Annotated in this window: 13 protein-coding genes, 1 tRNA gene and 1 pseudogene; 12 read left to right on the forward strand and 3 right to left on the reverse strand. The window is 38.3% G+C overall.

Annotated elements, in window-relative coordinates; genetic code table 11:
• Positions 1-9: 9 nt before the first annotated feature.
• From QM847_RS06070 to QM847_RS06125, 12 genes and pseudogenes are all read left to right on the forward strand, one after another.
• A complete protein-coding gene (locus QM847_RS06070) occupies positions 10-1,251 on the forward strand; it encodes an aminopeptidase (protein ID WP_414354556.1) in 1,242 nt (413 codons plus the stop codon).
• Between the two features lie 9 nt (positions 1,252-1,260).
• Positions 1,261-1,491, forward strand: coding sequence for a GlsB/YeaQ/YmgE family stress response membrane protein (locus tag QM847_RS06075; RefSeq protein WP_004250730.1), 231 nt, complete (start codon positions 1,261-1,263; stop codon positions 1,489-1,491).
• 141 nt (positions 1,492-1,632) lie between these two features.
• Positions 1,633-2,541, forward strand: coding sequence for a LysR family transcriptional regulator (locus QM847_RS06080; RefSeq protein ID WP_004250738.1), 909 nt, complete (start codon positions 1,633-1,635; stop codon positions 2,539-2,541).
• Between the two features lie 28 nt (positions 2,542-2,569).
• Positions 2,570-3,607, forward strand: a complete 1,038-nt coding sequence (queA, locus tag QM847_RS06085; RefSeq protein ID WP_414354558.1) for a tRNA preQ1(34) S-adenosylmethionine ribosyltransferase-isomerase QueA — start codon at positions 2,570-2,572, stop codon at positions 3,605-3,607.
• 187 nt (positions 3,608-3,794) lie between these two features.
• Complete coding sequence (locus QM847_RS06090) at positions 3,795-4,358, forward strand: ABC transporter substrate-binding protein (RefSeq protein WP_269798429.1); 564 nt, start codon at positions 3,795-3,797, stop codon at positions 4,356-4,358.
• Between the two features lie 71 nt (positions 4,359-4,429).
• On the forward strand, positions 4,430-4,984 hold the full coding sequence (locus tag QM847_RS06095; protein ID WP_269798432.1) for a hypothetical protein: 555 nt from the start codon (positions 4,430-4,432) through the stop codon (positions 4,982-4,984).
• Positions 4,985-5,051: 67 nt separating this feature from the next.
• A pseudogene (locus tag QM847_RS06100) lies at positions 5,052-5,941 on the forward strand (hypothetical protein).
• 68 nt (positions 5,942-6,009) lie between these two features.
• Positions 6,010-6,669 carry a hypothetical protein gene (locus QM847_RS06105; RefSeq protein WP_414354560.1) on the forward strand — a complete coding sequence of 220 codons (660 nt, stop codon included), beginning with the start codon at positions 6,010-6,012 and terminating at the stop codon, positions 6,667-6,669.
• A 24-nt stretch (positions 6,670-6,693) separates the two neighbouring features.
• The gene (locus QM847_RS06110; protein ID WP_414354562.1) at positions 6,694-7,350 is read left to right on the forward strand and encodes a hypothetical protein; all 657 of its coding nucleotides are present in this window, start codon (positions 6,694-6,696) and stop codon (positions 7,348-7,350) included.
• Positions 7,351-7,995: 645 nt separating this feature from the next.
• Positions 7,996-9,285 (forward strand): DUF308 domain-containing protein, encoded by a 1,290-nt coding sequence (locus tag QM847_RS06115; RefSeq protein WP_414354564.1) that lies wholly within the window; start codon positions 7,996-7,998, stop codon positions 9,283-9,285.
• 9 nt (positions 9,286-9,294) lie between these two features.
• Positions 9,295-10,383 (forward strand): AI-2E family transporter, encoded by a 1,089-nt coding sequence (locus tag QM847_RS06120; protein WP_036758387.1) that lies wholly within the window; start codon positions 9,295-9,297, stop codon positions 10,381-10,383.
• Between the two features lie 746 nt (positions 10,384-11,129).
• Positions 11,130-11,474 (forward strand): lipopolysaccharide assembly protein LapA domain-containing protein, encoded by a 345-nt coding sequence (locus QM847_RS06125; RefSeq protein ID WP_004250751.1) that lies wholly within the window; start codon positions 11,130-11,132, stop codon positions 11,472-11,474.
• Between the two features lie 704 nt (positions 11,475-12,178).
• Here the strand turns inward: QM847_RS06125 and QM847_RS06130 are convergent.
• The 3 genes from QM847_RS06130 to QM847_RS06140 form a co-directional block, all read right to left on the reverse strand.
• Complete coding sequence (locus tag QM847_RS06130) at positions 12,179-12,694, reverse strand: HdeD family acid-resistance protein (protein WP_006150850.1); 516 nt, start codon at positions 12,692-12,694, stop codon at positions 12,179-12,181.
• A 223-nt stretch (positions 12,695-12,917) separates the two neighbouring features.
• Positions 12,918-13,334: a helix-turn-helix domain-containing protein gene (locus QM847_RS06135; RefSeq protein WP_235084148.1), complete on the reverse strand. Its 417-nt coding sequence runs from the start codon at positions 13,332-13,334 to the stop codon at positions 12,918-12,920.
• Between the two features lie 96 nt (positions 13,335-13,430).
• Positions 13,431-13,503, reverse strand: a tRNA-Lys gene (locus QM847_RS06140).
• Positions 13,504-13,593 lie beyond the last annotated feature (90 nt).

A 13,593-nucleotide genomic window follows, 5' to 3' on the forward strand; every position in this document is an offset into this window, starting at 1 on the left:
GAAAAGAAAATGGTTTTACCAAATTTTAAAGAAAATCTAGAAAAATACGCTAAGTTATTGGTTGCAAACGGAGTGAACGTGCAACCTGGTCATACCTTAGCTCTCTCTATCGATGTGGAGCAACGCGAGTTGGCGCATTTAATTGTCAAAGAAGCCTATGCACTTGGAGCCCACGAAGTTATCGTTCAATGGGCAGATGACTTTGTAAACCGTGAGAAATTCCTTCACGCGCCGATGGAGCGTTTGGACAATGTACCAGAATACAAGATTGCTGAGATGAACTACCTTCTTGAAAACAAAGCTAGTCGTCTCGGTGTCCGTTCTTCTGACCCAGGTGCCTTGAGCGGAGTGGATGCTGAAAAACTCTCAGCTTCTGCTAAAGCTATGGGAATTGCTATGAAGCCAATGCGTATCGCAACTCAATCTAACAAGGTTAGCTGGACTGTAGCAGCTGCTGCTGGACTAGAGTGGGCTAAGAAAGTCTTTCCAAATGCTGCAAGCGACGAAGAAGCAGTGGACCTCCTTTGGGATCAAATCTTTAAGACTTGCCGTGTCTACGAAGAAGATCCAGTTAAAGCTTGGGAAGAACATGCAGCTATCTTGAAGAGCAAGGCTCAAATGCTCAACAAAGAGCAATTCTCAGCCCTTCACTATACAGCCCCTGGAACAGACTTGACACTTGGCTTACCGAAGAACCACGTTTGGGAATCTGCCGGAGCGATCAACGCTCAAGGCGAAGGATTCCTGCCAAATATGCCAACAGAAGAGGTCTTTACAGCCCCTGACTTCCGTCGCGCAGATGGTTATGTCACTTCTACAAAACCTCTTAGCTACAATGGGAATATCATCGAAGGCATCAAAGTGACCTTTGAAAATGGTCAAATCGTTGATATCACAGCTGAAAAGGGAGATCAAGTAATGAAGGACCTCGTCTTTAAGAATGCTGGTGCGCGTGCCTTGGGTGAATGTGCCTTGGTACCAGATCCAAGCCCAATTTCACAGTCAGGTATTACCTTCTTTAACACTCTTTTCGATGAAAATGCTTCTAACCACTTGGCTATCGGTGCAGCCTATGCAACGAGCGTTGTTGGTGGAGCAGAGATGAGCGAAGAAGAGCTGGAAGCTGCAGGACTTAATCGTTCAGACGTTCACGTTGACTTTATGATTGGTTCGAACCAAATGGATATCGATGGTATCCGTGAGGATGGGACACGCGTACCACTCTTCCGCAATGGAGATTGGGCAATTTAAGGAGAAACTATGCTTGGAAGTATGTTTGTAGGTCTTTTAATCGGACTATTAGCTGGAGCTATCACCAATCGTGGCGAACGTATGGGATGCTTCGGGAAAATGTTTCTGGGTTGGATTGGTGCTTTCCTGGGTCAAATGCTTTTTGGAACTTGGGGGCCTATCTTAGCTGATACGGCTATTATCCCATCAGTTTTAGGCGCCATGATTTTATTAGCCATCTTTTGGAAAAAAGACAGCTAGTTTTAACTTGCTAGAACAGATAGAGAGGTTGGAAATCTTCCAACCTCTTTTTTATGAGCTGCAAAAAGACTGATATGCGACTAGCTTCGCTTTCAGTGACTGGTCCTTTTTATATTGCCTCAAGTATGGTACAATAAAAGCATGAGAATTCAACAATTACACTATATTATCAAAATCGTAGAGACTGGTTCCATGAATGAGGCTGCCAAGCAACTTTTTATTACACAACCGAGTCTATCAAATGCAGTTCGTGACCTAGAAAATGAGATGGGAATTGAGATTTTTATCCGAAATCCTAAAGGAATCACCCTCACACGTGATGGGATGGAGTTTCTATCCTATGCCCGTCAGGTTGTCGAACAAACCCAACTCCTAGAAGAACGTTATAAGAACCCAATCGCTCATCGCGAGCTTTTTAGTGTGTCTTCGCAGCACTATGCCTTTGTAGTTAATGCCTTTGTTTCCTTGCTCAAGAAAAGTGATATGGAAAAGTACGAGCTTTTTTTGCGTGAAACCAGAACTTGGGAAATCATTGATGATGTCAAGAACTTCCGCAGTGAAGTAGGAGTCCTCTTTTTAAATAGCTATAACCGAGACGTCCTTTCTAAGATGTTAGATGACAACCATCTGGTTGCCCACCATCTCTTTACAGCCCAACCCCATATCTTTGTCAGCAAGACCAACCCTCTTGCTAAAAGAGACAAGGTGCAGTTGGCAGACCTAGAAGACTTCCCATATTTGAGCTATGACCAAGGTACCCATAATTCCTTCTATTTCTCAGAGGAGATTTTGTCTCAGGAACATCACAAGAAATCCATCGTTGTTAGTGACCGTGCGACCTTGTTTAATCTCTTGATAGGTTTGGACGGCTATACCATCGCGACAGGTATCCTTAATAGTAATCTTAATGGAGACAATATCGTTTCTATTCCACTTGATATTGATGATCCCATTGAACTGGTTTATATCCAGCATGAGAAAACTAGCTTGTCTAAGATGGGTGAACGCTTCATCGAGTACTTACTTGAAGAAGTTCGCTTTGATAAGTAATTTGAGTAAATGAGAAGAGAAAAGAAGAATGACGACATTAAATACAAATGATTTTGATTTTCACTTGCCAGAGGAATTGATTGCTCAGACTCCTTTGGAAAAGCGCGATGCCTCTAAACTCTTGATGGTCAATCGCCAGACTGGAGAATTTCAAGATCGCCACTTTCACTCCATTATTGAAATGCTAGAGCCAGGTGATGCCCTGGTTATGAATGATACCCGCGTTTTGCCAGCTCGACTTCATGGTCAAAAAGAAGAAACAGGGGGCCATGTTGAACTCTTGCTTTTGAAAAATACAGCAGGAGACGAATGGGAAGTCTTGGCAAAACCTGCCAAACGTCTCAAGGTCGGCACCCGAGTTATTTTTGGTGATGGTCGACTTAGCGCAGTCGTGACTGAGGAATTAACCCATGGCGGTCGTATTGTCCGTTTTGAGTATGAAGGAATTTTCCTAGAAGTACTTGAAAGTCTTGGAGAAATGCCTTTGCCTCCTTATATTCACGAAAAATTGGATGACCGTGAACGTTACCAGACAGTCTATGCCAAGGAGAGTGGATCAGCAGCAGCTCCAACTGCAGGGCTACATTTCACCAAGGAATTACTGGAAGAAATCCAGCAAAAAAGAGTTCATCTTGTCTACCTGACCTTGCATGTTGGACTTGGGACCTTTAGACCTGTTTCAGTAGATAATCTGGATGAGCACGAGATGCACTCAGAGTTTTATCAATTGTCTGAGGAAGCTGCAGCGACCTTGCGTCAGGTCAAAGAAAATGGTGGCCGTGTCATTGCTGTAGGAACAACCTCTATCCGTACGCTAGAGACTATCGGAAGTAAGTTTGATGGGCAAATCCAGGCCGATTCTGGCTGGACCAATATCTTTATCAAACCGGGCTATGATTGGAAAGTGGTGGATGCTTTTTCTACTAATTTCCATTTGCCGAAGTCTACCTTGGTCATGCTTGTCTCAGCTTTTGCAGGTCGTGAATTGGTCCTCCAAGCCTACCAACATGCTATCGATGAAAAATACCGTTTCTTTAGCTTTGGCGATGCCATGTTTATCTACTAAAAAGTAATTAAATAAAGACTAGAGAAAGAAGGGCTAATTCCTAATAGGATGAGCCTTTTTTCTATGTAGGGTAGCTATTGAATAAAAACGAAATAAATGATACACTGAAAGCAATGAGTTAGCCATCAAAATTATATGTAAAACTAGGCTAGCCACTTTAAACGACCATATTTCAAAGGAGATTTTTATGACTAACACAACATTGCGCTATACAAGTCTATCAGTACTGACCTTGTTAGCTGCTATTACATTAGCTGCTTGTGGTGGAAAGGCTGACAAGAATACTTCAGCTTCAAATCAAAAGGAAACAACAACTCAAGTAACGACGGCTTCAGCAAGTAAAACAGAAGCAGGCAAAAAAGAGGGGCAGAAGTCTGAGGCAAGTAGTGTGTCAGATGCTAAAACGACTCAAGCAGAACAAAAGGAAGATAAGCAAAAGTCACAAGAAGCTTACGCTAAATTTGTGGGAACTTGGGAAAATTATGCAGGAACAACTGCAACAGTTACATCTGATGGAATTGTAACGATCCAAAGTTCAAAAGGAACCTTTAATTATGAGATGGGTCGAGTAGAGGAAAAAAATGGTTATTACTCAGCAGGCATCCAACGCGTTGATGGTGGAGAAGGTGCCCGCCTTATCTACACTCCAGAGGGAGTCCAAAATGAATTGACAGGTACAGATGGTAGCCAAGAAGTCTTGTCTATTGGCCAATCACCAAGTGACAAAGATAGTCATTTTTACCGTAACTAAGAATACCAGTAAGAAGTAAGGGTGTAGAAACGCCTTTGCTTTTTAAACAGTTTTAAAAGGAGTATAAAATGATAATGCCTTTTGTTTTTTTCTTTATCATCTTTATGTTATTCATCTTTGTTATAGCAGGGATTGTTTATTGGGCCATTAGCTACGCCAATACACACAACAAAGAATACCAAGCATTTGCAACTGCGCATGGCTATCAATTTGACCAAGCTCAAGGTAGAGACAACTATAGGGATTACTCAAGCGGAACGATGTCTAGTACGCTTACTATAACTCCTACACAAAGTCCCTATGTAGAAAAATATGCTAATTTTAGCCATTTTCCTTTTGGGTGTGGTCATGAGAGAAAAGTTGTCTATGTCATCTCTGGTAACTACAATGGGAAGCAATTTCGGGCTTTCACTTATCATTTTAGAGGCAATACAATTGAGGGGACAGGAACAGGTGGTGTCTTTAATGTTGTCATGATTGAATGCCCAGATACACCAAAAGGTCAGCTTTCAGAGCAAGTTTTCTACGAAAATGGCTTTCTTTGTGAATATCAACATGGAAATTTAAATGTGGAAACCATTCATGATCGAGTGAACCAACTAGGAAATATTGCTCAAGGTTTATAATTCTTTCATTTTTTTATCTCTCTTTGGGAAAAAATCTATCAATTGTGTCATAAAATTGGAGGAGTAAATGAAGAAAAAATCCCTTTTTCAGGCAAGTTTTGAAGAGAGTCTGAATCTTGAAGATGATGGTTTTAGAAAGTTACAGCAGGAGCAACATGATAAGACTGCGAAATTTTTTAAGAATGGCCATGCTTCCCTTTGGTTTTGTATTCGAAGTTTTATTTTAAGCCTTATTTTTCCTGTCGGCTTTAACTTTATCTTGCTGGCTATCTCTATGGAGTTCCATGAAAGTGATACGTTGACCCTTCCAATAGCTAAGCACGAGTCTTTAACAGTAAATGTTTTTCTGATTTTACTTATTATCTGGTTATCCTTGGTTGTGATTGGAAAATTTATTAAACGAACGTACTTATTACCGTATCGTTATCAGTTTCATGCTTTTACATTTATGATTTGGTTCTTATTGGAAATGGATCTAATATTTTTAGACTTTCTGCTAGCAAATTTGGCCTCTTGGGAAATTATTGGTATAGTTGGTTTCATTGTGATGATTATTTACTGGATGTTTAATATTGAGCTAGCGGGGTTAAGGAAACTCATGTATGGTGAGGTGTTGAAAGAGACATTTCGGAATAAGGTGGCAAAAGTGATTACTCTCTATGGTATGGGATTTTAGGAGTAGCTATTATCATAAAGCATCTTTTGGGATTTTTTGAAATAGATATTTTAAACTCAATAAAAGGCTTTGGTTTTTTGCTGTTATGGATTTTTTGTAACTTTGTATTGTTCGCCATCGTTATTTTTATCGGTTTTCCTTATTTCCTCCATGCCTATTATAAGTGGAAATACCCAGAAGACTACCGTGAGTGGGAGGGCCAGTCTGTCAAAGAATGGTATGGGAAGGCCTACATGAAGAAGCATCCAGAGCTCTTGGAAAAAGATTCTGGAGAAAATTAAAAATCAAGCTAGTTTTAGATGAGGATATCATTTCAGGAAGATCAGTTGGTTAGAGGAGAAAGGAAAGCATGTTTTTTAGGAAAGTGATTTATATAGGAGAGAGCCAAGGTCAGGCCATATATGTCCATGTCAATGAGCCACGAAATCCTCTAGCAGCTCCTAAGAGTAAACTCTTAAATACAGATGCGGCGCGTGGGAATCGAAAACATATCATCTTGTCGATTTGTACTCTTTTAGCGGTTAGTAGCATCCTGCAGTTTTTTCCCGCAACACGCTTTTTTACGGGTGTCTATAGCTATGGAACTCTGATTTGTTTTCTGCTAATTTGGTTGCTGGAAGCCATTTTACTATTGGTGATCGTGGAGCGAGCACTCTACAAAAATGTTGCCTTAGCGCAACCTACCAGCAAGGAAAACTTCAGAAGAGCCGTCAATAGCAATCTCTTTTGGAATAATTTTTCAGATAAGAAGGTTACCCTTGGCAAGAAGCTATTTGCCTGGATTTTCACAGTCTTTATAGCTGTCATGGGATTGGTGGGTCCGATTTCTGTCCTTTCCATGCTCGTTTTGAAGATGATGGGAACACAAATCGGCAGTGAGCTATTCCCTTTAAGTCTGATGGGGATATTGCCAGCTGTCGCAGTTCTATTGCTGTGGCAAAATAATATGATTCGATGGCTGAAGGCAGTTGAACGGTACAGAAATAGTCGAGTTAAGAAGGAAATATAACAAAGGAAATAGAAAGAGGTCAATATGTTTTTTCTCGGACGCCGTCGTGTCTTTATCGGCGAATGTGACGGTCAAGCTGTTTATTATGACCAAAAGACAGGAGAGGCTTTAGCTGCTCCAAAGAGTAGGTTGCTCAATACTGAAAAAGCTGGTGAAACGAATGCCTTTATTCCTGATTTGGTAATTCTCTTACTAGCAGGTGGGCCTGCAATTTCGGGCTTCTTTTCCCTCAAGTTTATTGGTGTCTATAACTGGTTTAGTCTAGCTTGTATTTTTCTATTTTGGTTGATGCAGTTTTTCTCGTTGGTTACTTTACTTGAACGAGCACTCTATAAAAATGTTCGCAAAGCACAGCCGACGACAGAGAAAGCCTTTTACTATGCCGCATCACATAATTTGTTTGTGAAAAACCAGTTTGATCCTAGACAACTGTCTGCTTTACCTTTTCGATTTGCCCGCTTTGCAGTAAATATAGTGTCCATCTTTTATTTTTTGTATTTCTTGACTCTTCCTCTAAAATTTGGTCAACCAATTAATGAAGGCTATGGTTTGTGGTTTGCTGGTATGTTATTCTTTTCAGTATTTCTTTTGTATAACCAAAACAATCCAGTTCGCTTTGTGAAGATTATGAGATTATACAGCCAAGGAAAAGTACGATTTAAGGAAGAAGTGGAACATTGAGAAACTATCTTGGGATTCTGCTAAATATCTAGAGAAAATCTTTTAGAAAAACAAAAAAGCCTTGTAAATCAAGGCTTTTTCCTGTTGTTTAGATGCCCCCTGCAGGCTCTTTGAAAGAAACTTAGAAAAATCTAAAATGAAATTATTTCAAAATGGGGTAAAAGCAAAATTTCCCTCCCTACTTTCTCAATTATTCCTAATTTTAGTTCCAAAAAGCTTCAATTCATAATCTAATTATAATATGGGTAATGGGTACTATCTTATTACATTCAGATTTTTGTTCTCTTCAAAGAGTTATGTAGGCTTTATGGTTTTAAATAGGTAAAAAGTTGAACTATAGTGAGTATTGTGTCATAATAGATAGTATATAAATCATTAATAGAATAGAAATAATATTTTCTTACCTTTACAAGTAGTATTGGTTAGACATTTTTTCGTCTCAATTGTACTTATCTCTCAAGTTTAGCTAGTTTTTAAAAGCTCTGATTTCGACTCAATAAAACAAATTTCAGAAGTGCAAAAGACAAGATGGTGACATTGCTACAGTCAGTCGCCATGTCTTGCTGGCACAGGCTGTTTGTGCCGTCAGCTATTTACCAGTCAATTTGATCAAAGGGCTTAATTATTATTTTTGAAAGGTCTTTTATGGAAAAAATTCTTTCTTTAGGTCTGACAGGTAAGAAATTACTTGTTCAGGGTTTCTTGTTTGTTCTGCTAGGTCTTATCTTGATGGTCACGGGAACTTGGTTGCCAGTGACGGTTATTCGACTGGTTCTGTTTTTAGCTTGGATAGCAACGGTCTTAGATTTAGTATTACGTATTTTCAAAAAAAGTCAGTCAACGGACACCTTGGGAGTTGCACTGGTTAAATTGTTAGTGCTGGGATATTTGCTTGGCTCCAATCTTGCGACGGATGTGCCGATTTATATTTTGGCTCTTGTGATTGGAATTTATCAGATTTTTCATGCTAGTATCAACCTTGTCACCTATGTTCTCTACCGCAAAAACAAAATTCGACCTCGTTTTCGTCTCTTACTAGATGGACTCGTACTAGTTTTTCTTGGTGGGACTAGTCTTTTGTCCTCTACAGGAAATTCTGTCTTTCAACTCTTTGTATTAGGGGCTTATTTTTTCCTTTATGGTCTGTCCAATATCCGTGATGGTTTCTTGTTTGAGGAGGAAATTGGGAAAAACCATCTCAAACGTCGTGTAAGAATGAGCTTACCTATTGTCCTAGCCGCTCTCATCCCTGCAAGAACTTTAGCAAAAATTAACAAATTTATGCTGGAAAATGCTGATGAGGAAGAAGATATCCATCTTGGAATAGTGAAGTCTGGTAAGACAGCGGAGCTTGAAATTTTTGTTCATACAGCTGAGACCTCTCTGTTTTCGGCAATTGGTCATGTGGATATCTGCTATCAAGGCCGTGTTATTTCTTATGGCAACTATGATCCGTCTTCTGAGACCTTATTTGGCATGGTAGGAGATGGTGTCTTATATTTCTGTGATCGTGACAAGTACATTGACCTATGTAAACGTGAGAGTCAAAAAACGCTTTTTGGTTATGGGATAGATTTGACGCCTGAAATGGAAAAAGCAGTTCAGAAAAAGTTGGCTGAATTGAAACAACTGACGATTCCATGGGAGCCAAGTGCAGATAAAATCATGACAGGGGATGGTAAGGAAGACTACACCTACGCTTATAAAATCAGACATGAGACAGATGGGGAACTTTATAAATTTATCAAATCTAAGTTTAAATCCTACTTTGTCTTATCTACAAACTGTGTGCTCTTGGCTGATACCATAGTCGGTCAAGCTGGAACAGATATCCTCTCACCAAAAGGATTTATCGCTCCAGGAACTTACCAAACCTACCTTAATCGAGAGTTTGAAAAACCAAATAGTATAGTCGTATCTAAACATGTTTATTAAGGAGAATTTATGAACTTAGTAAAAAAATACACCCCGTTAATACTTTTTATAGGGCTGGTTGCTCTTGTAATTCTGAATGCATCGAGCTTTATATCAGGAGCAATCTCTCTCTTTGATGTAATATCAACCTTGATTTATGGTGCTGTTATTGCTTTTGTGCTCAATGTTCCCATGAAAAAAATTGAACAGTACTTAGTTAAATTGAAGGTAAAGGCAGAGTTGCGTCGTCCGATTGCCATGGTACTTGTTTTCCTAGCTCTTATCTTAATCGTGATTGCTCTTTTGGTTTTGGTGCTGCCAACCCTAGCCCAGACTATTAGTCAGCTGGGAACAGTCCTTTCAACAGTCCTTACTCAACTTGGGAAATTGCTAGGCAGCTCGGAATTTGTAACCAAAGACATGTTGTCAACTATCGTATCAGGCATACAGGGACAGTCTAGTTCTATTAGCCAAGCTTTGATAGGTTTTTTATCAGGTCTGACTAGTAATATCGGCAATATTTTTTCAAGTTTGATGAATGCCTTTTTGATTATAGTCTTCACCTTTTTATTTTTATCCAGTAAGGAACATTTGGCAGCGATGACGAGTCGACTTCTAAAAGTTTTTCTTCCAGAGAAGGTGGTGATAAAGTTGACTTACATTGGACAAGTAGCACTAGAGACTTATGACCAATTTTTGATGAGTCAGCTGATTGAAGCAGTTATCATAGGAGTTATGATAGCGGTTGGTTACAGCGTGTTTGGGATACCCTATGGAGTAATGACAGGTATCTTTGCAGGAGTGCTATCGTTCATTCCTTATGTAGGGCCTATGATTGCTTGTGTTGTGGGAGCGATTTTTATCTTCACAGTGAGTCCTACTCAAGCCTTACTTTCTCTTCTTCTATATCAAGTTATACAGCTGATTGAAGGAAACCTTATTTATCCTAGAGTTGTAGGTCAGTCTATTGGTTTGCCAGCTATTTTCACGCTTGCGGCTGCTAGTATTGGAGGCAATCTCTTTGGCTTACTTGGGATGATATTCTTTACACCGATATCTGCTGTTATCTATCGATTGGTTAAGGAATTTGTCGTTGCAAAGGAAAATCAGGTAGATTGAGAAAGACTGAATTTAATAAGATATACTAAGAAGAGAGTGAAAGATTCTCTTCTCTTTTATTTCTAAATGACTTGCTCTTGTTCTGTTGCGAAAATTTATGAATTCATAATAGCCCATTTTAATCTCTATGCGGATTGGCCATGTAATATGGGCACAAATTAGTATAGTTTAGTTAATTATAGACTAGCTCTGTACTGTAAAAAACAGTTGGTCTTATCAAATATTGCTAGCAATTGATTGAGAATAAATGATAAGTTTGATAAGGTTGGAAAACCTTTATAATGATTTGCTACAAAAAGTTATTTGACATCAAAAAAGCCTTGAAATCAAGGCTTTTTCCTGTTGTTTAGATGCCCCCTGCATGAATTTGTAAGAACTTTTCATATTGAAAATAAACAAAAGTGTTGAAATATAGCTGATTTTAGGGAAATACTTTTAGGTGTTTTCAATGTCAGGATTTAAAAATGGGGCAAAAGTGGGGCAAAAACGAATGACTCACATTTGGTTTGAAAACCTATAATACCTAATGATTATGCCATACTAGATATATAGTGTTGTTATAAATAAATGTCAGTGCGAGTTCAAATCGGGATACTGTCAATAATTATGTGTAAATACTCAAGTAGAGTTACGGAGTGTTAATCAAATAATTATTGACAGTATCGAATTTTTCTGGTAGAATGGCTTCGGTTAATATCTAAATGTTGTGTAGTTTTCTATCAACATAGTCAGGAGAAAAGGAACTTATGCTAAAAAAATTTAATGAATTGTCACTGAAAGATAAGGCTTATCTAATTGGCGGTTTGATCTTATTAGTCATTGTGATCTGCTTTGGTCTGCTCAATCGTCAAACAGTAACTGTCAGTCTTGTCTTTACACAACTATCTGCTTCCTTGATTTTGGTGATTTTTACTTGTCTAGTAATCGGAATCATTGCTGGTAGTGTTATTGGTATTAGCTATCACCATAGCAAGACTCAAGATCTGAGAAGCCGCATTGCTGAAGCAGAAGCGACTATCAATATAAAAGACAAGGAGCTTGTCCAGTACGAGGAACAGGTGCAACAATTAAAACAGGAAGCCAAACAATAAGTGTAGAAATCAAAAAGTTCCAGAGTCAGGTGAGACTTTGGAACTTTTTTGGGATAAGAGTGTCCCGTCTTAACAGAGCAGGTGTTTATTAGCAAGGATGAAGTCGATAAACCGTTGGCTGGCTAAGGGAAGAATACTCCTATCTGTAAAAGCAATAGAAAAAGGTCGGCAAATAGGTGGTTTGGTACTGCGTTGGACAATATTATAATTGACTTTCCGACTCAGAAAGATGCAAAAGATTTTCAGTTATTTTTCATTACACAAGTTAATGAAAAATAAACATATGTGGCTTTCGTGTTAGATAAAGACCTTATTTTAATTTATTCTAACTATTCTCAGGATAACGACATGAATTTGTAAGAACTTTTCATATTGAAAATAAACAAAAATGTTGAAATATAGCTGATTTTAGGGAAATACTTTTAGGTATTTTCAATGTCAGAATTTAAAAATGGGGCAAAAATAACGAATGACTCATAGAGGTTTCCTATTTGGTTTGAAAATCTATAATACCTAATGATTATGCCATACTAGATATATAGTGTTGTTATAAATAAATGTCAGTGCGAGTTCAAATCGGAGGATAAAATGGAAAAACAAATTTCTACGCAGAATGGAATGCGAAAAAGTGATAATTAAAGAGACAAAAAAGCTGAGAATATGATTTCCCAGCTTTTTTGAATGCGATAGAAATAGCAACTAGACTATTTACGAAAGGCCTCAATAATGTAGGTGAAGCCAGTAACTAAAACTGAAAAGGCAATGACATAAACGACAAAGACACCTGTAGCCACTGGATTGAACAGAATCACTAGACCTAGTAAAAATTCAAGCAAGGCTACCCACGTGATATTGCTACCAATAATAGGGAAAATCAATCTTAGACGATTGCCTTTAAAGAAAGCAATAATGGCTTCTACAATTAACCAAATTCCTACAATGGTCGGAATGACGACCGGCAGGGTCACAAAGCCATAAGCAACGAGGTAAAGAGCTAAGAGAAGACTAACAAATCCTTGGAAAAGATAAACAGGTGAGCGAAGCTCTTTTGGTGCAGAGAAATAGCCTAAAATAGCTGCTATAGAAGAAACCAGTAAACCAAATGAAATCCACCAGCTGTAAGCAACAAGATTAGCTACTGGGTTTGTAAATAGGAAAAGTCCTAAAAGGACAAAAACAACTCCTGCAAGGAATAGCAGTAAACGATTAGAAAATTTCATTTCAATACCCCCTATATAGTATAGTATAGTTTGTTAATAAAACTATTGTACTTATTTTTATAGAAAATGTCAATAAAATAAATAAACAATTTGGAAGTTTCAGTCTGACTTACAAAAAGAAAAGGAGTTTTCACTCCTTTTCACAGATTTAAGACAAAGTCCTTATAAAAGTGTCTTCTAAAGATTTTAACTTCAATCTGAAGCGAGGTTATCCTCGCTTTTTCTATTTATCAAACAATTCCTTATTTTCAATTAAGAGCTCTAGTGGAGATTTATCTCTTGCTTCAATAAAACCAGGTTCATATTGGGTATGAAGTGTTCTTTTCTGAGAAGTTGGATCAATATACAACTCTTTTCCATCTTCTGTGTATAGTTGGTTGCCTCTTGTTAGGTAAAGTAAATCCTCTAAGTACTGTCCATCAGTATGTAGGAAATGCTCGATGTATTTGACAGCTTTTAAGATTTCACTTACTTTATCAGAGTATTCATTAGATTCAAGAACACTCTTTTCTAACTCAATCTCTTTACTCGTTCCAAAGAGTTGGGTTGGAGTTGCATTAAAATATTCCGCTATCTTATCCAAATTTGCAAAGGTAGGATAGCTTTTTTGTTTTTCATAATCAGAGATGTCTGGAAAGATTGCTCATAAAAAAAATGTGGGGCAAATGATGGGGCAAATCAGTTATAGACAAGCAAAAAAGCCTTATAAATAAAGGCTTTTTCCTGTTGATTTAGATGCCCCCTGCAGGGCTCGAACCTGCGACCCATAGATTAAGAGTCTACTGCTCTACCAACTGAGCTAAGGAGGCAAATAAAAAGCTGTATTGGTGCCGAAACTTCACGGTTTGTATTGAACCCGCGCAATTAAGCAGGTGGGCAACTCGCTCTAACTGAAGCTG

This window comes from Streptococcus timonensis (genome assembly GCF_047463455.1).
GTDB classification, from domain to species: domain Bacteria; phylum Bacillota; class Bacilli; order Lactobacillales; family Streptococcaceae; genus Streptococcus; species Streptococcus timonensis_B.

Bases quoted from the DNA above. Each gene is read 5' to 3' on its own strand.
- QM847_RS06125 (WP_004250751.1), top strand. From the start codon at position 11,130: ATGCTAAAAAAATTTAATGAATTGTCACTGAAAGATAAGGCTTATCTA.
- QM847_RS06110 (WP_414354562.1), top strand. From the start codon at position 6,694: ATGTTTTTTCTCGGACGCCGTCGTGTCTTTATCGGCGAATGTGACGGT.
- QM847_RS06115 (WP_414354564.1), top strand. From the start codon at position 7,996: ATGGAAAAAATTCTTTCTTTAGGTCTGACAGGTAAGAAATTACTTGTT.
- QM847_RS06070 (WP_414354556.1), top strand. From the start codon at position 10: ATGGTTTTACCAAATTTTAAAGAAAATCTAGAAAAATACGCTAAGTTA.
- QM847_RS06080 (WP_004250738.1), top strand. From the start codon at position 1,633: ATGAGAATTCAACAATTACACTATATTATCAAAATCGTAGAGACTGGT.
- QM847_RS06090 (WP_269798429.1), top strand. From the start codon at position 3,795: ATGACTAACACAACATTGCGCTATACAAGTCTATCAGTACTGACCTTG.
- QM847_RS06075 (WP_004250730.1), top strand. From the start codon at position 1,261: ATGCTTGGAAGTATGTTTGTAGGTCTTTTAATCGGACTATTAGCTGGA.
- queA (WP_414354558.1), top strand. From the start codon at position 2,570: ATGACGACATTAAATACAAATGATTTTGATTTTCACTTGCCAGAGGAA.
- QM847_RS06120 (WP_036758387.1), top strand. From the start codon at position 9,295: ATGAACTTAGTAAAAAAATACACCCCGTTAATACTTTTTATAGGGCTG.
- QM847_RS06130 (WP_006150850.1), bottom strand. From the start codon at position 12,694: ATGAAATTTTCTAATCGTTTACTGCTATTCCTTGCAGGAGTTGTTTTT.
- QM847_RS06105 (WP_414354560.1), top strand. From the start codon at position 6,010: ATGTTTTTTAGGAAAGTGATTTATATAGGAGAGAGCCAAGGTCAGGCC.